At 61.8% G+C, this 23,967-nt stretch carries 20 protein-coding genes; 15 read left to right on the top strand and 5 right to left on the bottom strand.

What is annotated here, in order from left to right:
- Positions 1-15 precede the first annotated feature (15 nt).
- The 8 genes from PQU92_RS05080 (at position 16) to lpdA (ending at position 12,005) form a co-directional block, all read left to right on the top strand.
- A complete protein-coding gene (locus tag PQU92_RS05080; RefSeq protein ID WP_272747124.1) occupies positions 16-1,281 on the top strand; it encodes a spinster family MFS transporter in 1,266 nt (421 codons plus the stop codon).
- Between the two features lie 213 nt (positions 1,282-1,494).
- Positions 1,495-2,697 (top strand): ADP-forming succinate--CoA ligase subunit beta, encoded by a 1,203-nt coding sequence (gene sucC / locus PQU92_RS05085; RefSeq protein ID WP_272747125.1) that lies wholly within the window; start codon positions 1,495-1,497, stop codon positions 2,695-2,697.
- A 9-nt stretch (positions 2,698-2,706) separates the two neighbouring features.
- Positions 2,707-3,591, top strand: a complete 885-nt coding sequence (gene sucD / locus PQU92_RS05090; protein ID WP_272747126.1) for a succinate--CoA ligase subunit alpha — start codon at positions 2,707-2,709, stop codon at positions 3,589-3,591.
- A gap of 308 nt (positions 3,592-3,899) precedes the next feature.
- Positions 3,900-6,878 (top strand): 2-oxoglutarate dehydrogenase E1 component, encoded by a 2,979-nt coding sequence (locus PQU92_RS05095; protein ID WP_272747127.1) that lies wholly within the window; start codon positions 3,900-3,902, stop codon positions 6,876-6,878.
- 71 nt (positions 6,879-6,949) lie between these two features.
- Complete coding sequence (odhB, locus tag PQU92_RS05100; protein ID WP_272747128.1) at positions 6,950-8,452, top strand: 2-oxoglutarate dehydrogenase complex dihydrolipoyllysine-residue succinyltransferase; 1,503 nt, start codon at positions 6,950-6,952, stop codon at positions 8,450-8,452.
- A 193-nt stretch (positions 8,453-8,645) separates the two neighbouring features.
- The gene (locus PQU92_RS05105) at positions 8,646-9,839 is read left to right on the top strand and encodes a patatin-like phospholipase family protein (RefSeq protein WP_272747129.1); all 1,194 of its coding nucleotides are present in this window, start codon (positions 8,646-8,648) and stop codon (positions 9,837-9,839) included.
- Between the two features lie 102 nt (positions 9,840-9,941).
- A complete protein-coding gene (locus PQU92_RS05110) occupies positions 9,942-10,487 on the top strand; it encodes a hypothetical protein (protein ID WP_272747130.1) in 546 nt (181 codons plus the stop codon).
- A gap of 108 nt (positions 10,488-10,595) precedes the next feature.
- Positions 10,596-12,005, top strand: a complete 1,410-nt coding sequence (gene lpdA / locus PQU92_RS05115) for a dihydrolipoyl dehydrogenase (protein WP_272747131.1) — start codon at positions 10,596-10,598, stop codon at positions 12,003-12,005.
- A 152-nt stretch (positions 12,006-12,157) separates the two neighbouring features.
- Here the strand turns inward: lpdA and PQU92_RS05120 are convergent, their stop codons facing one another.
- Together PQU92_RS05120 and PQU92_RS05125 are read right to left on the bottom strand one after the other, a co-directional pair.
- A complete protein-coding gene (locus PQU92_RS05120) occupies positions 12,158-13,072 on the bottom strand; it encodes a tyrosine recombinase XerC (RefSeq protein WP_272747132.1) in 915 nt (304 codons plus the stop codon).
- A gap of 134 nt (positions 13,073-13,206) precedes the next feature.
- Complete coding sequence (locus tag PQU92_RS05125; RefSeq protein WP_272747133.1) at positions 13,207-13,905, bottom strand: DUF484 family protein; 699 nt, start codon at positions 13,903-13,905, stop codon at positions 13,207-13,209.
- A gap of 97 nt (positions 13,906-14,002) precedes the next feature.
- Here PQU92_RS05125 and PQU92_RS05130 point away from each other — a divergent pair, with 97 nt between their 5' ends.
- On the top strand, positions 14,003-16,210 hold the full coding sequence (locus PQU92_RS05130; protein WP_438263804.1) for a primosomal protein N': 2,208 nt from the start codon (positions 14,003-14,005) through the stop codon (positions 16,208-16,210).
- Here PQU92_RS05130 and PQU92_RS05135 read toward each other — a convergent pair.
- Positions 16,207-17,058, bottom strand: coding sequence for a hypothetical protein (locus PQU92_RS05135; RefSeq protein WP_272747134.1), 852 nt, complete (start codon positions 17,056-17,058; stop codon positions 16,207-16,209). The genes PQU92_RS05130 and PQU92_RS05135 overlap by 4 nt on opposite strands.
- Before the next feature lie 116 nt (positions 17,059-17,174).
- The gene (locus PQU92_RS05140; RefSeq protein WP_272747135.1) at positions 17,175-17,987 is read right to left on the bottom strand and encodes a TerC family protein; all 813 of its coding nucleotides are present in this window, start codon (positions 17,985-17,987) and stop codon (positions 17,175-17,177) included.
- A 316-nt stretch (positions 17,988-18,303) separates the two neighbouring features.
- Here PQU92_RS05140 and PQU92_RS05145 point away from each other — a divergent pair, with 316 nt between their 5' ends.
- The 6 genes from PQU92_RS05145 to PQU92_RS05170 all read left to right on the top strand — a co-directional run bounded on the left by PQU92_RS05145 (position 18,304) and on the right by PQU92_RS05170 (position 23,649).
- On the top strand, positions 18,304-18,858 hold the full coding sequence (locus PQU92_RS05145) for a F0F1 ATP synthase subunit delta (RefSeq protein ID WP_272747136.1): 555 nt from the start codon (positions 18,304-18,306) through the stop codon (positions 18,856-18,858).
- 5 nt (positions 18,859-18,863) lie between these two features.
- Positions 18,864-20,396 (top strand): F0F1 ATP synthase subunit alpha, encoded by a 1,533-nt coding sequence (gene atpA, locus PQU92_RS05150; RefSeq protein WP_272747137.1) that lies wholly within the window; start codon positions 18,864-18,866, stop codon positions 20,394-20,396.
- A gap of 130 nt (positions 20,397-20,526) precedes the next feature.
- Positions 20,527-21,396 (top strand): F0F1 ATP synthase subunit gamma, encoded by an 870-nt coding sequence (locus PQU92_RS05155; protein ID WP_272747138.1) that lies wholly within the window; start codon positions 20,527-20,529, stop codon positions 21,394-21,396.
- 12 nt (positions 21,397-21,408) lie between these two features.
- Positions 21,409-22,854 (top strand): F0F1 ATP synthase subunit beta, encoded by a 1,446-nt coding sequence (gene atpD / locus PQU92_RS05160; RefSeq protein WP_272747139.1) that lies wholly within the window; start codon positions 21,409-21,411, stop codon positions 22,852-22,854.
- 5 nt (positions 22,855-22,859) lie between these two features.
- Positions 22,860-23,135, top strand: coding sequence for an ATP synthase F1 subunit epsilon (locus PQU92_RS05165; protein WP_023460654.1), 276 nt, complete (start codon positions 22,860-22,862; stop codon positions 23,133-23,135).
- A gap of 76 nt (positions 23,136-23,211) precedes the next feature.
- Complete coding sequence (locus tag PQU92_RS05170; RefSeq protein ID WP_272747140.1) at positions 23,212-23,649, top strand: hypothetical protein; 438 nt, start codon at positions 23,212-23,214, stop codon at positions 23,647-23,649.
- Positions 23,650-23,665: 16 nt separating this feature from the next.
- Here the strand turns inward: PQU92_RS05170 and PQU92_RS05175 are convergent, their stop codons facing one another.
- On the bottom strand, positions 23,666-23,956 hold the full coding sequence (locus PQU92_RS05175; protein ID WP_023460655.1) for a DUF1330 domain-containing protein: 291 nt from the start codon (positions 23,954-23,956) through the stop codon (positions 23,666-23,668).
- Positions 23,957-23,967: the final 11 nt, after the last annotated feature.

The following is a 23,967-nucleotide window of genomic DNA, read 5'->3' on the forward strand; positions in this document are numbered from 1 at the left end:
TGGTGCGGGATAGACATGGACGATCACACAAAAATCGGCTGGCGGGCGCATCTGTGCCTGGGTCTGTTGCTGATTGTCTATATCTTCAATTTCATCGACCGTCAGATCCTGTCGATCCTCGCCCAGCCGATCAAGGCCGAACTGAACCTTACCGATGCGCAGCTGGGCTGGCTGGGTGGGTTTGCGTTTGCCCTGTTCTATACGTTGGTGGGCATTCCGGCAGCGCTCTATGCCAACCGCATCGGACGGACGAAGATGATCGCCGCCGCCCTGATGCTGTGGAGCGCGGCGACGGCCTTTTGCGGGCTGGCCTCGTCCTATGCCATGCTGGCCATTGGACGCTTCGGCGTCGGTATCGGCGAAGCGGGCGGCGTCGCCCCGGCGCAGAGCCTGATCAGCGACCTCTATCCGCCACAGCACCGTGCCAAGGCCATGGGTGTCTTTTCGATGGGCGTGCCGCTGGGCTCGGGGCTGGGCATCATGTTCGGTGGGCTGGTCGCGGCGGCTTTCGACTGGCGCTGGGCCTTTATCGTCATCGGTCTGGCCGGGGTGATCTTTGCGCCGGTCTTCTTCTGGGGCGTCAAGGACGGTTGCGAACGCCCGGTCGATACGCGGCGAACCGCGCGCGACGCCCTCGGGGCCGTTATCCGTAACCGCAGCCTGTGGCTGATCTCTCTGGGCGCGTCGCTGTCGTCGGTGATCGGCTATGGTCTGATGTTCTGGCTGCCCTCGGTCTTCATGCGCTCGTTCAAGGCAACCCTGATGTCGGCGTCTATCGGGTTTGGGCTGATCGTGCTAATCGGCGGGGTCATCGGCATCGCCGGTGGGGCATGGCTGGCCGACAAACTGGGCGCGAAATCGCCGCGCAGCTTCGTCTTCGTGCCCGCGGTCGCCTATCTGCTGTGCATCCCGGCCTATGCGCTGGTCCTGCTCGACCCTGACTTCGGATTTAGCACGGGATCGGGTTTCGCCCTGCTCCTGCTCGCTCAGGCGCTGGGGCTGGTGTGGATGGGGCCAGTTATGGCTAGCCTGCATCACGTCGTCGCCCGCGAAGACCGGGCTTTGGCCTCGGCGGTGTTCCTGTTCGTCACCAATGTCATCGGGCTGGGCTTCGGGTCGTGGATTCTGGGCCTGATTTCCGATTATTTATCACATAATTACGCCGAAAACGCCCTTAAGATGGCCGTAACATGGGGCTTGGGCTTCTACGTTCTGGGCGCGGCCTGTTTTCTGCTGGCGTCGCGAACCCTTGCTCAGGACTGGAAAAGCGGCGGCGACTGACCCCATCAAACATCACTTTTGCAATGCAGTATCAATTTTCGGCGATCTTGCAGTTGCACAACCGTTTGCCGGACCTTATAAACCCTGCCCGTAACTCGGACGAGCAACGGTGTTCGCCCAGGAATGTCGCCCGGGCGGTTCGTCATCGCCCAGATTTGTCATTAGGGTGTCGCGTCGGCGATACCTGACATCCAATTTTTCAAGACCGGTTCCATGAACATTCACGAGCATCAAGCCAAGGCCGTCCTCAAAGAGTTCGGCGTCGCCGTTCCGCGCGGCTATCCCGCCTTTTCCCCCAAGGAGGCCCTTGAGGCCGCCAAGAACCTGAAAGACGACTCCACCAAGGTGTGGGTGGTCAAGTCGCAGATCCACGCCGGTGGCCGTGGCAAGGGCAAGTTCGAAGGCCTCGGTGCCGACGCCAAGGGCGGCGTCCGCGTCGTGAAGTCGCCCGCCGATGTCGAAGCCAATGCCGACGAAATGCTCGGCCGCGTTCTGGTCACGCACCAGACGGGTCCGGCAGGCAAGCAGGTCAACCGCCTGTACATCGAAGAAGGCGCCGACATCAAAAAGGAGCTTTATCTGTCGCTCCTCGTCGACCGCGTCACCTCGCGCGTCAGCGTCGTCGCCTCGACCGAAGGCGGCATGGACATCGAAGAAGTCGCCCACGCGACGCCTGAGAAGATCATCACCTTCACCATCGACCCCGCCACGGGCGTCTTCCCGACGCACGGCCGCACGCTGGCTGCTGCGCTGGGCCTGAAGGGCGATCTGGCCAAGCAGGGCTTCAAGCTGCTTCAGCAACTGTACGCGGCGTTCAACGCCAAGGACATGGACATGCTGGAAATCAACCCGCTGATCATTACCGGCGACGACCAGCTTCTGGTTCTGGACGCCAAGGTGTCGTTCGATTCCAACTCGCTCTTCCGTCATCCGGACATTCAGGCCCTGCGCGACCTGACCGAAGAAGACGCCAAGGAAATCGAAGCCTCGAAGTTCGACCTCTCCTATATCGCCCTTGACGGCGAAATCGGCTGCATGGTCAACGGTGCGGGTCTGGCCATGGCTACGCTCGACATCATCAAGCTCTACGGTTCGGAGCCTGCCAACTTCCTCGACGTCGGCGGCGGCGCGACCACCGAAAAGGTGACCGCGGCCTTCAAGATCATCACCTCGGACCCCAAGGTGAAGGGTATCCTCGTCAACATCTTCGGCGGCATCATGAAGTGCGATATCATCGCCACGGGCGTGATCACCGCGGTGAAGGAAGTCGGTCTCAAGGTGCCGCTGGTCGTGCGCCTCGAAGGCACCAATGTCGATCTCGGCAAGCAAATCATCAATGAAAGCGGCCTGAACGTGATCGCCGCCGACGACCTGGCCGATGCGGCCGCCAAGATCGTCAAGGCAGTGAAGGGCTAAGGTTTAAACATGTCTGTACTTATCAATCGCGACACCAAGGTCATCACGCAGGGCTTCACCGGCGCGCAGGGCACCTTCCACTCCGAACAAGCCATTGCCTACGGGACGCAGGTCGTCGGCGGCGTGACCCCCGGCAAGGGCGGCACCACCCACATCGGCCTGCCGGTGTTCGACAGCGTCGCCGAAGCCAAGGAGCGCACGGGCGCGACGGCCTCGGCCATTTACGTCCCACCGCCCTTCGCGGCCGACGCCATCCTTGAGGCCATCGAAGCGGAAATCCCGCTGATCGTCGCCATCACCGAAGGTATCCCGGTGCTGGACATGGTCAAGGTCAAGCGCGCCCTGTCGGGTTCCAAGTCGCGCCTCATTGGTCCGAACTGCCCCGGCGTCCTGACGCCGAACCAGTGCAAGATCGGCATCATGCCAGGCAACATCTTCTCCGAAGGTTCGGTCGGCGTCGTTTCGCGTTCGGGCACGCTGACCTATGAAGCCGTGTTCCAGACGACCAATGCCGGTCTCGGTCAAACGACCGCCGTCGGCATCGGCGGCGACCCGGTCAAGGGCACCGAGTTCATCGACGTCCTGGAAATGTTCCTTGCCGACGAAGCGACCAAGTCGATCATCATGATCGGTGAAATCGGCGGCTCGGCCGAAGAAGACGCCGCTCAGTTCCTGATCGACGAAGCCAAGCGCGGTCGCAAGAAGCCGATGGCCGGCTTCATCGCGGGCCGCACGGCGCCTCCGGGCCGTCGCATGGGTCACGCCGGTGCGATCATCTCGGGCGGCAAGGGCGGTGCGGAAGACAAGATCGCCGCCATGGAAGCCGCAGGCATCCGCGTCTCGCCGTCGCCGGCGGCGCTGGGTGAAACGCTTCTGGCCGTGCTGAAGGGCTAAGTTTCATCCTCCCCTGCGTAGCGGGGGAGGGGGACCACGTAGTGGTGGAGGGGGCGAGTCTCGGACTCTGCCCCCTCCGTCATTTTCGCTAATCGCTCAAATGCCACCTCCCCCGCTACGCAGGGGAGGATGAACGGCAATACATCCTTCATGAAAGGCGCGTAATTTCGGTTACGCGCCTTTTTTGCCGGTTCTCAACAGGTAATAAACAGAGTATAGGCAGAGGCGTCGGGCGGTGTCGTTATTGGCCGCCTTCACACCAGTGGAAAGGGAGACGGTGTCGTCATTGGCCGTCTCAAGGTGCATATATGGCGGACGATTCCGGTCGGCTTAATCAGGTTTTCGCAGAAACCTCGTTTCTGTATGGCGGCAACGCCCTGTTCATCGAACAGATTCAGGAGAAGTGGGCGGCAGATCCCAACTCCGTAACCCCCGCATGGCGGGCCTTTTTCGATCAGCTCATGGATCAACCGGCGAACGTGGCGCAGAACGCCTCGGTCGGCGGCTGGGCGCGCCCGGTACTGGATGCGCGCGACGAGCTGACCAGTGCTTTGGACGGGTTCTGGCCCGCCGTCGAAGCCAAGGCCGCCAAGGGTATCGCCGACAAGGCCGTCAAGGACGCCGCCGCCGGTAAGCCTGCCGCCTCCGCCGCCGATCTGCAAAACGCGGCGCGCGACTCGGTCCGCGCCCTGATGCTGATCCGCGGTTACCGTATCCGCGGCCACCTTCAGGCCAATCTCGACCCGCTCGGCCTTGAGCCGAAGGGCGACAATCCTGAACTTCAGCCCGCGCACTGGGGCTTCACCGACGCCGACATGGACCGTCCGATCTTCATCGACGGCGTGCTGGGCCTTGAAACGGCGTCGCTGAAGGAAATCCTGCAAATCCTGCGTCGTACCTACTGCGCCAATGTCGGCGTGCAATATATGCACATCGCCGACCCCGCCGAAAAGGCGTGGATTCAGGAGCGCATCGAAGGCCGCGACAAGGAAATCACCTTCACCAAGGAAGGCAAGATCGCCATCCTCAAGAAGCTGATCGAGACCGAAGGTCTGGAACGCTTCCTGCACCGCCGCTTCCCCGGCACCAAGCGCTTCGGCCTCGACGGCGGTGAAGCCCTGATCCCCGCGATGGAGCAGATCATCAAGCGCGGCGGCAATCTCGGCGTCAAGGACATCATCCTTGGGATGCCGCACCGTGGCCGCCTCAACGTCCTGACCGCCGTCATGGGCAAGCAGTACCGCGCCCTGTTCCACGAATTCCAGGGCGGTTCGACCGTCCCCATGGACATCGACTCGACCGGCGACGTGAAATACCACATGGGCGCGTCGTCCGACCGTTCGTTCGACGGCAACAACGTCCACCTGTCGCTGACGGCCAACCCGTCGCACCTTGAAATCGTCAACCCGGTGGTGCTGGGCAAGGCCCGCGCCAAGCAGGCCTATCATATCAAGGCCAAGGGCGACGGCGTGCTGGACCGTACGCAAACCATCCCGCTGATCCTGCACGGCGATGCCGCCTTCGCGGGTCAGGGCGTGGTGGCGGAATGCTTCGCGCTGATGGGCCTCAAGGGCTACAAGACCGGCGGCACGCTGCACATCATCGTCAACAACCAGATCGGCTTCACGACCGCGCCGCGCTTCTCGCGCTCCTCGCCCTATCCGTCGGATTCGGCGCTCGGCGCGCAGGCCCCGATCCTGCACTGTAACGGCGACGACCCCGAAGCCGTGGTCTTCTGCGCCAAGGTGGCCACCGAGTTCCGCCATCAGTTCGGCAAGGACGTCGTCATCGACATGTTCTGCTATCGCCGCTTCGGTCACAACGAAGGCGATGATCCGACGTTCACGCAGCCGATCATGTACGCTAAGATCAAGGACCACCCCTCGACGCGCGAAATCTACGGTACGCGTCTGATCGCCGAAGGCGTCGCCACGGCGGCGGACATCGACGGCTGGGTCGCCGAATTCGAAGCCTTCCTGAACGTCGAATTCGACGCCGGTAAGGAATACAAGGCAACCAAGGCCGACTGGCTGGACGGCAAGTGGTCGGGCCTCGGCCTGCCCGAGGACGACGAGCGTCGCGGCTCGACCTCGGTGCCGCGCGCCAAGCTGGAAGAGATCGGCAAGAAGATCACCACCATCCCGAACGAGATCGACGCGCACAAGACGCTGCGTCGCGTCATCGACGGCCGCCGTCAGGCGATCGACTCGGGCGAGAACCTCGACTGGGCGCTGGCCGAGCATCTGGCCTTCGGCTCTCTGCTCGACGAGGGCTTCGACGTCCGCCTGTCGGGTCAGGACTCGATCCGCGGCACCTTCTCGCAGCGCCACTCGGCCTTCATCGATCAGAAGACCGAAGACCGCTACTTCCCGCTGAACCACCTGCGTGACGGTCAGGCCCATTACGAAGTCATCGACTCGGCCCTGTCCGAAGAGGCGGTGCTGGGCTTCGAATACGGCTATTCGCTGGCCGATCCGAACACGCTGGTCATGTGGGAAGGTCAGTTCGGCGACTTCGTCAACGGCGCTCAGGTCGTCATCGACCAGTTCATCTCGTCGGGCGAACGCAAGTGGCTGCGCATGTCGGGTCTCGTCATGCTGCTGCCGCACGGCTACGAAGGTCAGGGCCCGGAGCACTCCTCCGCGCGCCTCGAACGCTTCCTTCAGGCCTGTGCCGAAGACAATATGCAGGTCGCCAACTGCACGACGCCGGCCAACTACTTCCACATCCTGCGCCGTCAGATCCACCGTCCGTTCCGCAAGCCGCTGATCATCATGACGCCGAAGTCGCTTCTGCGTCACAAGAAGGCGGTCTCCTCGATCACGGAAATCTCCGAAGGTTCGTCGTTCCACCGCGTGCTGCACGACGATGCCGAGCGCCGTCCCGACGTGGCGGGTGTCAAGCTGGTCGCCGACGACAAGATCCGCCGCGTGATCCTGTGTTCGGGCAAGGTCTATTACGACCTGCTGGAAGACCGTGAAAAGAAGGGCATCAAGGACGTCTATCTGATGCGTCTGGAGCAGTTCTATCCGTGGCCGATGAAGTCCCTGCTCACCGAGCTGGGCCGCTTCAAGAACGCCGAACTGGTCTGGTGTCAGGAAGAGCCGAAGAACATGGGTGGCTGGTCGTTCGTCGACCCGTGGCTGGAACTGACGCTCGACAAGCTCAAGATCAAGGCCAAGCGCGCCCGTTACGTCGGTCGTCCGGCCTCGGCCTCGACCGCTGCCGGTGTCATGAGCCGCCACCTCAAGGAACTCGAAACCTTCCTGAACGAAGCGTTCGCCTAATCGTCCTTCATACGGGGCGTGCTGAGTCGCGCCCCGACCCCAAATTCAAAAGATAAAATCGGAGCCTTATCATGGCCGACATCCTCACACCTGTTCTGGGCGAATCCGTCGCCGAAGCCGCCATCGCCAAGTGGACCAAGAAGCCCGGCGACGCCGTCAAGAAGGACGAAATCCTCGTCGAGCTGGAAACCGACAAGGTTTCGCTCGAAGTCGCCGCCCCGGCCGACGGCATCCTGACCGAAATCCTCGCCGGTGAAGGCGACACCGTCGTCCCCGGCACCGTTCTGGGCCGCATCGGCGGCGCGGGCGAAGTCGCTGCCGCCGCCCCGGCACCGAAGGCCGAAGCGCCTGCGGCGCCCGCCGCTGCTTCCAGCGCGCTGCTCGACGTAAAGACCCCGGTCATGGGTGAATCTGTCGCCGAAGGCGCGATCTCGCGCTGGGCCAAGAAAGCCGGTGAAGTCGTCAAGAAGGACGAAATCCTCGTCGAGATCGAGACGGATAAGGTTGCCGTCGAAGTCGCTTCGCCCGCCGATGGTGTGCTGGCCGAAATCGTCGCCGCCGACGGCGCGACCGTGACCCCGGGTCAGGTCATCGCCCGCATCTCGACCGACGGTTCGGTGGTCGCTGTCGCGCCTGCCGCTGCCCCGGCGCCCGCCGCCGCGCCGGTTGCCGCGCAAAAGGCCTCGGATCACCTGTCGCCCGCCGTCAACCGCATCGTCTCGGAAACCGGTCTGAACACCGCCGGTATCGCCGGTACGGGCAAGGACGGACGCATCACCAAGGGGGACGCGCTGGCTGCCCTGTCGAACCCGGCCCCGACGGCGATCGCCCCGGTCGCCACGCCCGCCGCGCCGATCGCCCCGCGCGAAGTCGGCCCGCGCGAAGAGCGCGTGAAGATGACGCGCCTGCGTCAGACCATCGCCCGCCGCCTGAAGGAATCGCAATCGACCGCGGCTCAGCTCACCACCTTCAACGAAGTCGACATGACGACGGTAATGAGCCTGCGCAACACCTATAAGGACGCGTTCGAAAAGCGCCACGGCGTCAAGCTCGGCTTCATGTCCTTCTTCGCCAAGGCGGTCGTTGCGGCGCTGAAAGACATCCCGGCGGTCAACGCCGAAATCGACGGCACGGACATCATCTACAAGAACCACTACGACCTCGGCATCGCCGTCGGCACCGAAAAGGGCCTTGTCGTGCCGGTTCTGCGCGATGTCGACACCCTGTCGCTGGCCGGTATCGAAAAGGGCATCGCCGGTCTCGGCAAGCAGGCCCGCGACGGCACCCTGTCGCTGGATCAGCTGCAAGGCGGCACCTTCACCATCACCAACGGCGGCATCTACGGCTCGCTGATGTCGACCCCGATCCTCAACATGCCGCAGGTCGGTATTCTGGGGATGCACAACATCGTGCAGCGCCCGATGGTCGTCAATGGTCAGATCGTTGCCCGTCCGATGATGTACCTCGCCCTCAGCTACGATCACCGCATCGTGGACGGCAAGGAAGCCGTGACCTTCCTGGTTCGCATCAAGGAAGGGCTGGAAGATCCGCAGCGCTTCATCCTCGACGTGTAATTTAGCTTGAGGGCCGTCTGCAAATGGCGCTTTTCTGCGCTCCGGTGCTCACGTACTTAAGTACGCTCCGCTCCGGTGCTCGAAAAACACCATTTTCGCCAAGCCCTGAAGCTAAATTCGCCTGAGAAATTAAGCCGCTTCGTTGATGTAACGGAGCGGCTTTTGTTTTGAATGCGGCGCGGTATAATGCGGCATGACCCACGCCCTGATCCGATCGTTCAAACACGCTGCGGCAGCCATTGGCATCGCGCTCAGCCTGTCGGCATGCGTGACGCTGGAACGACCGGAGCAGGACTATCCCAAGACGACCGATTTCGCACCGATGGGCTTCAAAAACGCCCGCATGTCGGCCAGCGACCCGTCGCTGCCTGAGAAGCTCGAAGCCGACGCCCGCAACGAGATGAAGCTGTCGGCCAAAAGCCGTTTCGACGTGCTGGCCCTGTCCGGTGGCGGCGCGGATGGCGCGTTCGGAGCGGGCGTGCTTCTGGGCTGGACCAAGCGCGGTGACCGGCCGCAGTTCCGCATGGTCACCGGCGTCTCGACCGGCGCCCTGATAGCGCCCTTCGCTTTCCTCGGCCCGGACTACGACGACAAGCTGAAAGAGGCCTACACCTCCGGCGCCGCTAACGGCCTGAGCAAGTCGCGCGGCCTGATGTCCTTGTTTACGCCGGGTATTCTCGACACCAATGCCCTCAGCGGTCTGGTGACGCGTTATGTCGACGAGCCCATGCTGATCGCCATAGCGCGTGAACACGCCAAAGGCCGCCGGTTGCTGGTGGCGACGACCAATCTCGATGCCCAGACCGGCGTCCTGTGGGACATCGGTGAAATCGCCAGTGAGGCTGTGGCCGCCAAATCGCCCGCACGTCTGACACAGGCGCGCGACCTGATCTGTCAGGTGCTGGTCGCCTCGGCCTCGGTTCCGGGGGCCTTTGCGCCGGTGATGATCGATGTCGAACGCTCGATCAACGGCGGCGTTCAGCACTTCCGCGAAATGCACGTCGATGGCGGGGTGACCCTGCCGTTCTTCGTTTTGCCGGAATCGATGCTGAACTGGACCGTGCCGCGCGACCTGATCAGTGCGGGTCATATCTATGTGCTGGTCAATGGCAAGATCACGCCGCAACCGGCCATCACCACCTATAATGCCCTGAACATCATGGCGCGCTCGCTCGATACCCTGACCAAGGCGCAGGCCCGCACGACCCTGATCACGCTGGAAAGCTTCGGCCAGCGCAACAATATGGGCGTCTCGTTCGTGTCTTTGCCGGACGAATTTGCCGAGGGCGGGCTGCTGGCCTTTAAGGAAGATTCCATGCGTCGGGTTTTCTATTACGGCTTTCAGCTTGGGGCCTCGGACAAGCTGTGGGCCAAACCGGAAAAATAAACAGACGGTTTGGACGTCGCGTTCCGCACGAAAACCCCATAGGCAAATTCCCGTAACTGCGGTACAAACACGGTTAACAAACGCTTAATCGTGAGACGCCCCATGAAGTATCTGCGTTGGATGATCGCCATCATCGTGCTGGCCTATGCCGGATGGATCGCGTTCCCGGTCGTCAAGAACGCCTTGACCCCGACCTATGACCCCAGCGTCCCGACGCGTCAGGCCGACGACACCTCCTATCGCAGCGGGCCGACCATCACCGCCAGCGATGACGCCTATGGGGCCGATGTCGTGGTGCCGACCGACTCCATTCAGGGTGAAACCGCCGTGGCGGCGATCGAGACCGACAACAAGCCGGTGATCTGGCTGTGGGCGGGCGTAGTGGTCTTCTATCTCCTCTCCGCCTTCCTGCTGGCCAAGGGTAATTTGCGCGCGGGCCTTGCCTATGGCGCGGCGTTCGTGGCCGATGTGACCCTGACCTATCTGACCAAGGGCGAGGCCGGATCAGGCCTGTTCGACAAGATCCTTGAGACCCTGTCGGGTTGGGATCCCCGTTACACCCTGACGCTGGTAGCGCTGGTGCTGGGGTTCATCGTCCTCATGGCGCGCGGCCGTCCGCTGCCGAAACGCCATCTGGTGATGGAATAGTCCACATTATAAGAAAAAACGCTTGTCCGGTTGTGAATAGACTTGACCCTGCGCCTTGAGGATTTTACGGCAAGACACACATATTTTTGCACGAAATAAGGCCCAGTCATGTCTCAGGAACAAAGCTTCGACGTCGTCATCATCGGCGGTGGTCCCGGCGGCTACAATGCCGCAGTTCGCGCCGGTCAGCTGGGCCTGAAAACCGCGATCATTGAATCGCGCGGCGTGCTGGGCGGCACCTGCCTGAACGTCGGTTGTATGCCCTCGAAGGCCCTGCTGCACGCCTCGGAACTGTTCGAAGCCGCGACGCATGAATTCAAGACCATCGGCATCGAAGTGCCTGCGCCGACGCTCAACCTCGTCCAGATGATGAAGGCCAAGCAGGACAGCGTGACCGCCCTGACCAAGGGCGTCGAATTCCTGATGAAGAAGAACAAGGTCACCTACCTGCCCGGCTTCGGCAAGATTGAAGGTGCCGGTAAGGTGTCGGTCACCGCGCAGGACGGTTCGGTCCAGCAACTGACCACCAAGAACATCGTCATCGCCACGGGCTCCGAGCCCACCCCGCTGCCGGGGGTTGCCGTCGATCAGAAGCAGATCGTCGATTCGACTGGCGCCCTGTCGCTGCCGACCGTGCCGAAGCACCTCGTCGTCGTCGGTGCCGGCATCATCGGCCTCGAACTCGGTTCGGTCTGGCGTCGTCTGGGCGCCAAGGTGACCGTGGTCGAGTTCCTGGACCGCATCACGCCGGGCATGGACACCGAAGTCGCCACGCAGTTCCAGAAAATCCTGACCAAGCAGGGCTTCGAGTTCAAGCTCGGCACCAAGGTCACCGCCGCCAAGACCTCGGCCAAGGGTGTCGCACTGTCGCTCGAAGCCGCAAAAGGCGGTAACGCCGAAACGCTTGAGGCCGACGTGGTGCTGGTCGCCATCGGTCGCCGTCCGTTCACCTCGGGCCTCGGCCTCGAAAACGTCGGCATCGCGACGGATCAGCGCGGCTTCATCCCGACCGACCACTTCAAGACCTCGGCCCCCGGTGTGTGGGCCATCGGCGACGTGATCACCGGCCCGATGCTGGCGCACAAGGCCGAAGAAGACGCGGTCGCCGCTATCGAGTTCATCGCCGGTAAGGCCGGTCACGTCGATTACGATCTGGTCCCGTCGGTCGTCTATACCTTCCCGGAAGTGTCGTGGGTCGGCAAGACCGAAGACCAGCTCAAGGCGGCGGGCGTGCAGTACAAGGTCGGCAAGTTCCCGTTCATGGCCAACAGCCGCGCCAAGATCAACCACGAGACCGATGGCTTCGTGAAGTTCCTGGCCGATGCCAAGACCGACCGCGTCTATGGCGTCCATATCCTCGGCCCGCAGGCCGGTGAAATGATCGGCGAGGCCTGCGTGCTGATGGCGTTCGGTGGCGCGTCGGAAGATCTGGCGCGCATCTGCCATCCGCACCCGACGCGTTCGGAAGCCGTCCGTCAGGCGGCCATGGGCGTCGAAGGCTGGACGATGCAGGCGTAACGCACGTGTTACGGGGTTTGGGGCCAAAGAAGCTTCTTGGGGCCCCAAGACTTATCTTTCAAAAGAAAAAGCCCTGTCATCAAGACAGGGCTTTTTCTTTTGATCGGTAAAGGTTTCGTGGGGTCACGGACCCCACACCCCGTAACCGGACGTCACCCCTTAGGATGCGCCGCCGCGTAAGCGCTGAGGAGCCGTTCAGCATCGACCTGGGTATATTTCTGCGTCGTCGATAGCGACACGTGCCCCAGCAATTCCTGAATAGAACGCAGATCGGCCCCCGATCCCAGCAGATGCGTGGCGTAAGAGTGGCGCAGGGCGTGCGGCGTGGCGCGATCCGACAAACCCAGTCGCGAGCGCATATGCTGCACCGAGGCCTGCACATGACGCGGTGATAATGGCCCGCCGCGTTTGGCGCGGAACAGGTCATCGTCGACGGAGAGATTGAACGGTTGCAGGCGTTTATAGGTCTCAACGGCGTCTCGCACCTCATCCAGCACGGGGACGAGGCGCGTCTTGTTACCCTTACCTACGATGCGCAGGCTGTCGGTCAGCGGCGTGTCCTTGACCTGCAACGACAGCGCTTCGGAAATGCGCAGACCGCAGCCATAGAGCAGCAGATAAACGGCCTGATCGCGCGCGGACTCCCATTCGGTTTTGTCCGGATCGAGGACGGCTTCCTGCATCAGCCCCAGCGCCTGATCTTCGTTCAACGGACGGGGCAGGGTGGCTTTCAGGCGGGGCCCGCGCGTCAGAGCCACCTGAGGGCTCGACATCCCCAGATGCAGGTCGAGATAGCTATGGAAGGATTTGATGGCCGACAGATGTTGCGCCAGAGAGCGTGGCGACAAGGGCGGGTCTTTGGACCGCAGATGCGCCATCCAGCCGCGAATATCGACCGAGGTCAGGTGCGTCAGGTCGGTGAGATCGATCTCAGGACCAAGTGTGCGTCTCAAATGCGCCAGATAGAGCCCGAAGGCGTGGCCATAGGCTTCCAGGGTGCGCGGCGAACAGCGCTTCTGGGCCTTCATATAGGTCAGCCAGTGCAGGCGGGCATCATCGATGGTCATGTGTTCAGGATAAGGTTAATTCCTGACCAAGGGCTTAAGCAAGAGCCCCCACCACCACATCTCATTTGCTTACGCAAATTCGTGCGGTCCCCGGCACCGGCCGCCCGGCTCCCCAACAAGTTGGGGAGGTATAATCAGGAAAGAACCGGCCAGCGTTCGGCGACGCGTTCGACCACGCGCGTGACGAAGGCGACCAGTTCGGCACCCATTTCCGGGCTGAACCCGTCGAAATCGGCCGAGCCGAAGGCCACCGCACCGGGGCGGCCATCGCGCCACATGGCGGTGCGCAGGACGGCAGCGGATTTGATACGGCGGACGTCTTCGCCGAACAGGGCACGGCAAACGCCTTCGGGGCCGAGCAGAGACAGACCGGTCTCACCGATGATATAGTCGACACCGCCGTAATCGAGCGTCATCCAGCCGAGCGGCACGGGTGCCGTGTCTTCCAGGGCGATGGTCGCAGCGACGAGGCCGAAACGGCTGCGCACCTCCTCATTGAGGCGGCGGGCCAGATCAGAGTGGTTGCGCGCTTCCATCAGGCTGAGGATCAGGCCGTGCGCCTGATTCTGCGCGTCGAAATTGGCTTTCGCGGTCAGTTCAAGCTGCCGGCGGACGTCGAAATCCTTGATCGCCTTGGCTTCCAGCCGCGACAGGGCGGCGGGGCCGAAGTCGATCAGGTTGCGCGTCTTGGGTTGCAGCCCCATCGCATCGAGCAGGGCGCGATCCTGTTTGATTTCCTGCACGAAGTCAGGCAACAGACCGCGCAGCGTCTGATAATCCATCAGCGCGGCAAGGCGTTCTACGGTGCTGGGTTCGCGGTAATCGGAAGACATCTGTGGTGAACGGCGGGTTAAGCTTGTTGTTGCTCCAATTGATGACATAAAATCCGTCACAGCATGAGTCAAATCTATGGTTAATACGTAAATTCTTATGGATGCCCTGTTCACCACCTCTGAAATGACGCGCTCGATACGCTGCGCGAAGGTGGCTGTGCTGGCGCCGATGGAGACGCCGCTCGATTATCTGGTGCCGGACGATTTAGCCGTGAGCGTCGGCGATCACGTCTGGGTGCCGCTGGGCTACGCCAAGATCCGCGGGCTGGTGACCGAGATTTCCGATACGATCGAGACCGAATTCAAGCTCAAACCGATTGCGGCTAAGATCGACGATGAGCCGGTCCCGGCAGCGTCCCTGCGATTTTGGCTATGGGCGGCGGGCTGGACCCTGACCGCGCCGGGCACCTTCCTCAAAGGTTGTTTGCAGGCCCTGAAAACGCCGAAGGCGCAGATTAAACACGGCTTTGTTCGCACCGGGGCCGAACCCGTCAAGCTGACGTCGAAACAGATGCGCGTGCTTGAGGTCGCCGTACTCCCGATGAGCGCCGCTGAACTGGCGCAGGCCGCCGGGGTAACCGTTGGCGTGGTGCAGACTCTGGAGAAAAAGGGCTATCTGGAACGCGTCGAATTCACCACGCAGGGTTTTGACGCGCCCGATCCCGATTTCATGACGCCGACGCTGAACGACGATCAGGCGGCGGCGGATCGTTTGCTGGAAATGGAATGGGACAGACAGGTCTTTTCACCCGTTCTGCTCGATGGGGTGACCGGTTCCGGCAAGACCGAAGTCTATCTGGAAACCGTGGCGCGCGCCCTGCGTGACGACCCTACCGCTCAGGTCATGATCCTGCTGCCGGAAATCGCCCTGACGACAGCGGTCATGGGGCGTCTCAAACGCCGCTTCGGCGTCGATCCGGTGCAGTGGCATTCGGCCATTTCGCCGTCGCAACGCCGCCGCATCTGGGAGGGCATTGCGCGCGGCGAAGCCCGACTGATCGTCGGGGCGCGCTCGGCCCTGTTCCTGCCCTATGCCAATCTGAAGCTGATCGTCATCGACGAAGAGCACGACGGGTCCTTCAAGCAGGAGGAGGGCGTGCGCTATCAGGCGCGTGATCTGGCGGTCATGCGCGCCCATCAGGAAGGGTTTATGGTGGTGATGGCCTCGGCGACTCCGTCGCTGGAGACCCTGACCAATGCCCAGAAAGGCCGGTACAGCTGGGTGCGGCTGGAACAGCGCCACGGCACGGCGCAACTGCCCGATATCGACCTGGTCGACATGAAGGCCCACGCCCCGGAGGCCGGTCCGACGGGGGATAAATGGTGGTTGTCCAATCCCTTGGTCAAAGAGATCGAGGCGACCCTGGCGCGGCGCGAGCAGGTGCTGCTGTTTCTCAATCGCCGCGGCTATGCGCCGCTGGTTCTGTGCCGGGCCTGCGGCGAGCGGATGACCTCGCCGAAGACCGATAGCTGGCTGGTCGAACACCGGGCGACCGGGCGGCTGGTCTGTCACCTGACCGGCTTTTCAATGAAAAAGCCCGACCGTTGCCCGCACTGCGGCGCGCTGGACAGCCTGACCTCAATCGGGCCGGGGGTCGAGCGCATTCTGGAAGAGGTGCGCGAGCGTTTCCCGGCGGCGCGGGCGGAGATTTTTTCGTCCGACACCACGCCGGACGCGGACTCATCTGCCGCGCTGATCAAGCGCGTGGAGGACCACGAGACCGATATCCTGATCGCCACGCAGGCGGCGGCCAAGGGCCACAATTTCCTCAACCTGACGCTGGTAGGCATCGTCGACGCCGATCTGGGTCTCAAAGGGGGCGATCTGCGCGCAGCGGAGCGAACCTTCCAGCTTCTGGCGCAGGCGACGGGCCGCGCGGGTCGCGCCGAAAAGGCGGGCAAGGCCGTGCTGCAAACCTATTCGCCGGAGCATCCGGTCATGCAGGCCCTCAAGGCGCAGGACCGCGAGGCTTTCTATGCCTATGAGCAGATGAGCCGTGAAATCGCGCAGTTTCCGCCGTTCGGGCGGCTTGCGGCAGTCATCCTGTCGGCCAAGGACAATGCCCTGCTCAACCGCTTCGGGCGCGAGCTGTCGCTGGCGATTCCGAACACGGAAGGTATCGACGTCTATGGCCCCGCCGATGCGCCCCTGAGCCTTGTACGTGGCATGTGGCGCAAGCGGTTTCTGGTCCGCGCCGACCGTAACCGCGATTTGCAAGGGTTCATGACGGCGTGGTTGAAAAGCGTGAAAACGCCGAATGCGATCCGTTTGGTGACCGATATCGAGCCGTACAGCTTTCTTTAGGCGTAAAGCACCGATTTCGGACCGAAGACCGCGCGTTCGTCGTCGAGGCCCTTGCTGAGGTCTTCGAATTCTTCCTCGATTTCCTTCATGTCTTCGTAAGAGCTGCGGAAATCCTCGACGGTGTCCTTGCCGACGGTCTGGAACGCCAGCTTGATCTTGGCCGTTTCGAGCAGTTCCTTGGTGGCCTTCATGAAACCGCGCACCAGCCGCATGAACTCACCAACCTCCATCAGTTCACCCTGGGCCCGGTCGCGCTCGGTCTTCACATAGGCTTCGGCGGCGGTTTTCGCCTCAAGCGGCGTCTGGGGCTTGTCGGTGGTTTCAGACGTGTCGGTCGTTTCCGGCGTCTCGGCGGCTTTATCGGCGACATCGATATCGGCATTGTCTTCGACCGCTTCGCTGGGAACGTCTTCCGACATAGCCTCAGCCTCGTCCGCGACGTCGGAGGCTTCGACCTCGGCAGCTTCCCCGTCTTTCGCCTCATCCGGGACAGGCGTACTGGCGGTGACCTGCGCGGCGGCATAGCCCGACACGTCGCTCGAATTGCCCCCGGCCCTGACATATTCCTTGACGATGGCTTTCAGCTCTTTCATCGCCTGCGCCAGCAGCTTGGCCATCATTTTCGGGTCGTTTTCGCCCAGCTTCTTGATGATCTTCATGCGTTCGAAAAGCTGCATCAGCTTTTCCTTAGCGCGGGCGCGGGTATCGTCGCGCACCTTGCGCGGCACATCGCGGACGTCTTCCATCGCCTGTTTCTGGGCGCTGAGTTTCTCGGCCTTAAGCGCCTTGAGTTTTTCGGCCATGCCGCCCGTCGTCAGTGACGGCATGAAGGTCGTTCTGATGTCCATGGTCTCCAGCCTTCTGCTGTATGTCTGGACTGTAACAGAACAGGCTTAACCGAATCTGAAACGCAAAACGCCCCCGTCGAGGCCGGGGGCGTTGCAAAGACCGGAAAGTCTTTAGCCTAGATATGCGGATCGGGATGCTTTTCAGTCCCTTGGGCGGCCTTTTTCTTCTGGCTGCTGCGCGAGAGCATGTTCAGCCCCTCGACCAGCGCCGAGAAGGCCATGGCGGCGTAGATATAGCCCTTGGGGACGTGGACGCCGAAGCCTTCGGCGATCAGAACGGTACCGATCATCAAAAGGAAGCCCAGCGCCAGCATGACGACCGTCGGGTTCTTTTCGATGAAGTTGGCCAGCGGGTCAGACGCCAGCAGCATGACCAGCACCGCGACGACGACGGCGACCATCATGACCGGGACGTGGTCGGTCATGCCGACGGCGGTCAGGATCGAGTCGACCGAGAAGACGAGGTCGAGCAGGATGATCTGAACGATGGCGGCACCGGCATTGTTGATGGTGGCGTTTTTGGCGTCCATAACATCATGGGTCGGCGCGGGATCGACCGTATGGTGGATTTCCTTGGTCGCCTTCCAGACGAGGAATAGACCACCCGCGATCAGGATAAGGTCTTTCCACGAGAAGGAGGTCTCGAACATCGGCTCGCCGTGTTCGCCCAGCGGCCCGATCAGACCCAGATTGAACACCTCGGCTTTCAGGCCGATGATCCAGCCGATGGTGAGCAGCAGCCCCAGACGCATGATCAGGGCCAGACCGATACCGAGGCGGCGGGTCTTCTGACGGTCCTTTTCCGGCAGCTTGTTCGACAGGATCGAAATGAAGACGAGGTTGTCGATGCCGAGCACGACCTCCATCACGATGAGGGTGACAAGGGCCGCCCAGACGGCGGGGTCGGTAAAAAGGGCCGCGAGGTCCATAGGATCTTTCTCTGAAAGCAATAGGGTGCGCTATACATAGGGCAACCCCGTCAAAGCACAATCAGTCGCATAACAGGAAAATCGTTTGCATAGGGTGCAGAGCCGATTTTTCGGGCAACCATAGCAGATAGGCGGAAAAATACGAAAATCATCCGTGATCTCGTCCGGTCACAGAAATTTGAAAAATGCCGTTTGGTTGGTTGCGATGCGGGAGACCCCATGCTAAGAGGCGCGCGGCTTTAAAGACGTGGCGCCTTGTATGTGTGCGCCGGTCGCGTTGTGCCCATTCCACTTATTTCTTTTGCCGGAACCTGCCGTGAGCGATATTTTTAGAGAAACAGAGGTTGGCGCCCGTTACGCCAAGGCCGTGTTTGAACTGGCCGATGCTGCCGGTTCTATCGACGCCGTCTATGCCGATCTCGCCACGCTGAAGGCCATGCTGACCGAAAGCCGCGACCTGCACCGTCTGGTGACCTCGCACGCCTTTGCATCAAGCGACAAGCTGAAGGGCCTGACCGCCGTTCTCGACATGGCCAAGCCGAACGCCCTGACGGTTAAGGCCCTGGGCCTGATCGCGCAGAACGGTCGCCTCAACGAAGTTTTCGGTTTCATCACCGCCTTTAACCGCCTGCATGACGCCCGCAAGGGCATCGTCTCGGCGGTCGTTACCTCCGCTACCGCGCTTTCCGAAGCCCAGGTGGCCGATCTTCAGGCGGCTCTGCGCATTGCGCTGGGCCGTGACGCCGTGATCAGCCAGTCGGTTGATCCGTCCCTGCTTGGCGGGCTTAAGGTCCGCGTGGGCTCGCGTCTGTTCGACGCGTCGCTCAAGACTAAACTCGACTCCCTCAAATTCGCCCTTAAGAGAGCGTAAGACTCATGGACATTCGTGCTGCCGAAATCTCGGCCATCCTCAAAGCTCAAATCGCCGGTTTCGGTGAAGAAGCCGACGTTTCGGACGTAGGTTCCGTTCTGTCGGTCGGCGACGGTATCGCCCGCGTTCACGGCCTCGACAAGGTTCAGGCCGGTGAAATGGTCTCCTTCCCCAAGGCGGGCGTCAAGGGCATGGCCCTGAACCTCGAAAAGGACAATGTCGGCGTCGTTATCTTCGGCGAAGACCGCGAAGTCCGCGAAGGCGACGAAGTGCGCCGCCTCGGTGAAATCGTTCAGGTGCCGGTCGGCAAGGGCCTTCTGGGCCGCGTCGTCAACCCGCTGGGCGAGCCGGTCGACGGCAAGGGTCCGATCGAAGCGACCGAATTCCGCCGTGTCGACGTCAAGGCCCCGGGCATCATCCCGCGCAAGTCGGTGCACGAGCCCGTGCAGACCGGCATCAAGGCCATCGACACCCTGATCCCCGTCGGCCGTGGCCAGCGCGAACTGATCATCGGTGACCGCCAAACCGGTAAGACCGCCGTCGCCATCGACGCCATCCTGAACCAGAAGGCCGTCAACGCCGGTACCGACGAGTCGGCCAAGCTGTACTGCATCTACGTCGCCATCGGCCAGAAGCGTTCAACCGTCGCCCAGATCGTCAAGGCGCTGGAAGAAAACGGCGCGCTGGAATACACGACCGTCGTCGTCGCTTCGGCCTCCGAGCCCGCTCCGCTGCAATATCTGGCGCCGTTCGCCGGTTGCGCCATGGGTGAATATTTCCGCGACAACGGCATGCACTCGCTGATCATCTATGACGATCTGTCGAAGCAGGCCGTCGCCTATCGTCAGATGTCGCTGCTGCTGCGCCGTCCGCCGGGCCGCGAAGCCTATCCGGGCGACGTTTTCTACCTCCATTCCCGTCTGCTGGAACGCGCCGCGAAGCTGAACGAAGACAACGGTTCGGGCTCGATGACCGCCCTGCCGGTCATTGAAACGCAAGCCAACGACGTGTCGGCCTACATCCCGACCAACGTGATCTCGATCACCGACGGTCAGATCTTCCTCGAAACCGACCTGTTCTATCAGGGCATCCGTCCCGCCGTGAACGTCGGTCTGTCGGTGTCGCGCGTTGGCTCGGCCGCTCAGATCAAGGCGATGAAGCAGGTGGCCGGTTCGATCAAGGGCGACCTGGCCCAGTATCGCGAAATGGCTGCCTTCGCCAAGTTCGGTTCGGACCTCGACGCCGCCACCCAGCGCCTGCTGGCCCGCGGTGCGCGCCTGACCGAGCTCCTGAAGCAGCCGCAATATTCGCCGCTGAAGGTCGAAGAGCAGGTCGCGGTGATCTATGCCGGTACGCGCGGTTACCTCGATAAGGTTGCCGTCAGCGACGTCGGTCGCTTCGAGCGCGACTTCCTGTCGCTCCTGCGCGGCAAGCACGTCGACCTCCTGACCGCGATCCGCGAGAAGAAGGCCCTGACGCCGGAGCTGGAAGAGCAATTGAAGGCCATCGTGGCCGATTTCGCCGCCAACTTCGCCTAAATGATGTGCCCTGAGTTTATCTCAGGGCATTAGTCAAAAAGTCGGATCAAATCGAAGGGCCGCCCCGAGATTTGATCCGTCGATATCAACCAAAATAAAATCGAAGATTTTGTTTTGAGGGAATATTTTCATGGCAAGTCTTAAGGACATGCGCGTTCAGATCGCCAGCGTGAAAGCCACGCAGAAGATCACCAAGGCCATGCAAATGGTCGCCGCCGCCAAGCTCAAGCGGGCTCAGGACGCGGCGGAGAACGCCCGCCCCTACGCCAAGCGCATGGCCGAGGTCATTGCGAACCTTGCCCGTGGCGTGTCGGGCGATGCCGCGCCGAAGCTGCTGGCCGGGACCGGCTCGACCCAGAACCATCTGGTCGTCGTCGCCACCGCCGATCGCGGTCTGGCGGGCGGTTTCAACTCCTCGATCGTCCGCGCCGCGCGTGAGCACATCCGCGGCCTGATCGCCGAAGGCAAGACGGTGCGCATCCTGACCGTGGGCCGCAAGGGCCTCGATCAGCTCAAGCGTCAGTACGCCGATCAGATCGTCGGTTCGTTCGAACTGGCCAAGACGCTGAACCTCGATGTCGCGCAACCGATCGCCGACGCCATCTTTACGGCGTTCGACAACGGTCAGGCCGATGTCGTGACGCTGTACTACAGCCAGTTCCGCTCGGTCATCTCTCAGGTGCCGACGCCCAAGCAACTGATCCCGGCCGAGATCGAAGCCACGACCGAGGAAACCTCGGGCGGCGCGGTCTATGAGTACGAGCCATCGGAAGAAGAGATTCTCGAAACCCTGCTGCCGCGTAATCTGACGGTTCAGATTCTGGCCAGCCTGCTTGAGAACAACGCTGGCTTCTATGCCGCCCAGATGAGCGCGATGGACAACGCCACGCGCAACGCGGGCGAAATGATCAAAGCCATGAACCTGAAATACAACCGTAAACGCCAGGCGCAGATCACGACCGAACTGATCGAGATCATCGCCGGTGCCGAAGCCATCTAAGGATTATTGAAAATGTCCGCCCATCAAACGATTACGGCCAATAAGGGCCGCGTCACTCAGGTTATCGGCGCCGTTGTCGACGTCGAATTCGACTCGAACCTGCCCGCCATCCTCAACGCGCTGGAAACCGTCAACACGGCTTCGGGCGCGCGCCTCGTCCTCGAAGTGGCGCAGCACCTCGGCGAAAACGCCGTGCGCACCATCGCCATGGACGCCACCGAAGGCCTCGTCCGCGGTCAGGAAGTGACCGACCTTGGCGCGCCGATCACCGTTCCGGTCGGTCCGGCGACGCTCGGCCGCATCATCAACGTCATCGGCGAGCCGATCGACGAAGCCGGTCCGATCGAGACGCAATTCTTCAACCCGATCCACGCCGACGCCCCGGCGTTTGCGGATCAGGCCACCTCGGCTGAAATCCTCGTCACCGGCATCAAGGTCATCGACCTGATCTGCCCGTACGCCAAGGGTGGTAAGATCGGCCTGTTCGGCGGCGCCGGCGTCGGCAAGACCGTGACCATTCAGGAGCTGATCAACAACATCGCCAAGGCCTACGGCGGCTATTCGGTGTTCGCCGGCGTCGGTGAGCGTACCCGCGAAGGCAACGACCTCTATCACGAAATGATCGAGTCGAAGGTGAACGAACACGGCGGTGGCGGCGCGTCACGCTGTACGCTGGTTTACGGCCAGATGAACGAGCCGCCGGGTGCCCGCGCGCGCGTCGCCCTGACGGGTCTGGCTCAGGCCGAATATTTCCGCGACGTCGAAGGCAAGGACGTGCTGTTCTTCGTCGACAACATCTTCCGCTTCACGCAGGCCGGTTCGGAAGTGTCGGCTCTGCTGGGTCGTATTCCGTCGGCGGTGGGCTATCAGCCGACTCTGGCGACCGAAATGGGCAAGCTGCAAGAGCGCATCACCTCGACCAACAAGGGTTCGATCACCTCGGTTCAGGCCGTGTACGTCCCCGCCGACGACCTGACCGACCCGGCCCCGGCCGCTTCGTTCGCCCACCTCGACGCCACGACCGTTCTGTCGCGTTCGATCGCCGAACAGGGCATCTATCCGGCGGTTGACCCGCTCGACTCGACCTCGCGTATCCTTGATCCGCGCATCGTCGGCGAAGAGCACTACAACACCGCCAACCAGGTCCAGCAGATCCTCCAGCAGTACAAGTCGCTGAAGGACATCATCGCCATCCTCGGCATGGACGAACTGTCGGAAGAAGACAAGCTGGTCGTGGCCCGCGCCCGTAAGATCCAGCGCTTCCTGTCGCAGCCGTTCCACGTGGCCGAAATCTTCACCGGCACGCCGGGCGTCCTGATGAAGATCGAAGACACCATCAAGGGCTTCAAGGGCCTTTGCAACGGTGACTACGACCACCTCCCCGAAGCGGCCTTCTACATGGTCGGCGGCATCGAGGAAGCCATCGCCAAGGCCGAGCGCCTGGCGGGTGAGGCCTAATCATCATGGCCGAGAAGCTCCACGTCTCTCTGGTGACACCGGAAAAGGAACTCTTTTCCGGTGACGTCGATCAGGTGATCGCACCGGGTTCCGAAGGCGAATTCGGCGTGCTGGTCAATCATGCGCCGTTCATGACGACGCTGGCCGAAGGTATGGTGACCATCCTCGACGGTGACAAGAAGCGCATGTATCAGGTGCGCGGCGGCTTTGCCGACGTGAACGCCGAGGGCATGACGATCCTAGCCGAAAGCGCCGAGGAATATGTCGAAACGGTCCACTAAGGATCGGTTTGATGTTGAAATTTAAAAGCCCTGCCGGATAGTATCGGCAGGGCTTTTTTACGTATCTGGGGGGATAATGCGGGGCGTCGGCTTGTTTGTGGGTATCGCTCTCGTCCTTGTGCCGACCGCAATGACCGCCGCAGAGAAAGGCAAGGTATCCGCTGTGACTTTATCTGATGATGACTTCAGTCATGGGCAATTGGTTCAGATAAACGATGAGCGCCGTCCCTTCCGGTTCGACTACTGGGACTTCAAGCCTGAATTTCAGGCATTGACGACGCCTGAAGGTGGTCAGGGCGGAGGGTATTCGCTCGAATCGATGGTCATTGCCGCCTTGGAAATCAGTGATCAAAAGATCGCCGTTGATTTCGACTCTGAGGGGGATTGCTTTGTCGCATGGGGCGATAAAGAAGAACTACGTGTTGTGGCAAGGATCGTTCTGCGCATTACGTCAGATAATGACTACGCGAAGATGGTCATGAAACACGCTGTTGCGCGTGGCTATTTTGAATAGCCACGCGTCTTGATAATTACTCCACGCCCTCGACCAGAACCATGTTGAACTCCGCCGCGTTGAGGCGGTGTTCGCGGGCGGCCTGATAGTCCGGCGAATTGTAGTAGCCGAGCGCCGCCTCATAGGACGGGAACTCAAGGATCACGACGCGCGGAAAGCCCTGACCTTCGAGGACTTCCGAACGACCGCCGCGCGCCAGCGGCGTCATGTTGAAGGCTTCGGCCGGGGCCTTGGTGCCCGCGCCGTACTTGGCGTAGGATTCGGGATCGCTGACCTTGGCCTGAGCGATGATGTAAGCTTTGGGCATATGAGCCTCCT

Origin of the sequence: Asticcacaulis aquaticus, assembly GCF_028550415.1 — a bacterium.
In the GTDB taxonomy this organism is placed as follows: Bacteria; Pseudomonadota; Alphaproteobacteria; order Caulobacterales; family Caulobacteraceae; genus Asticcacaulis; species Asticcacaulis aquaticus.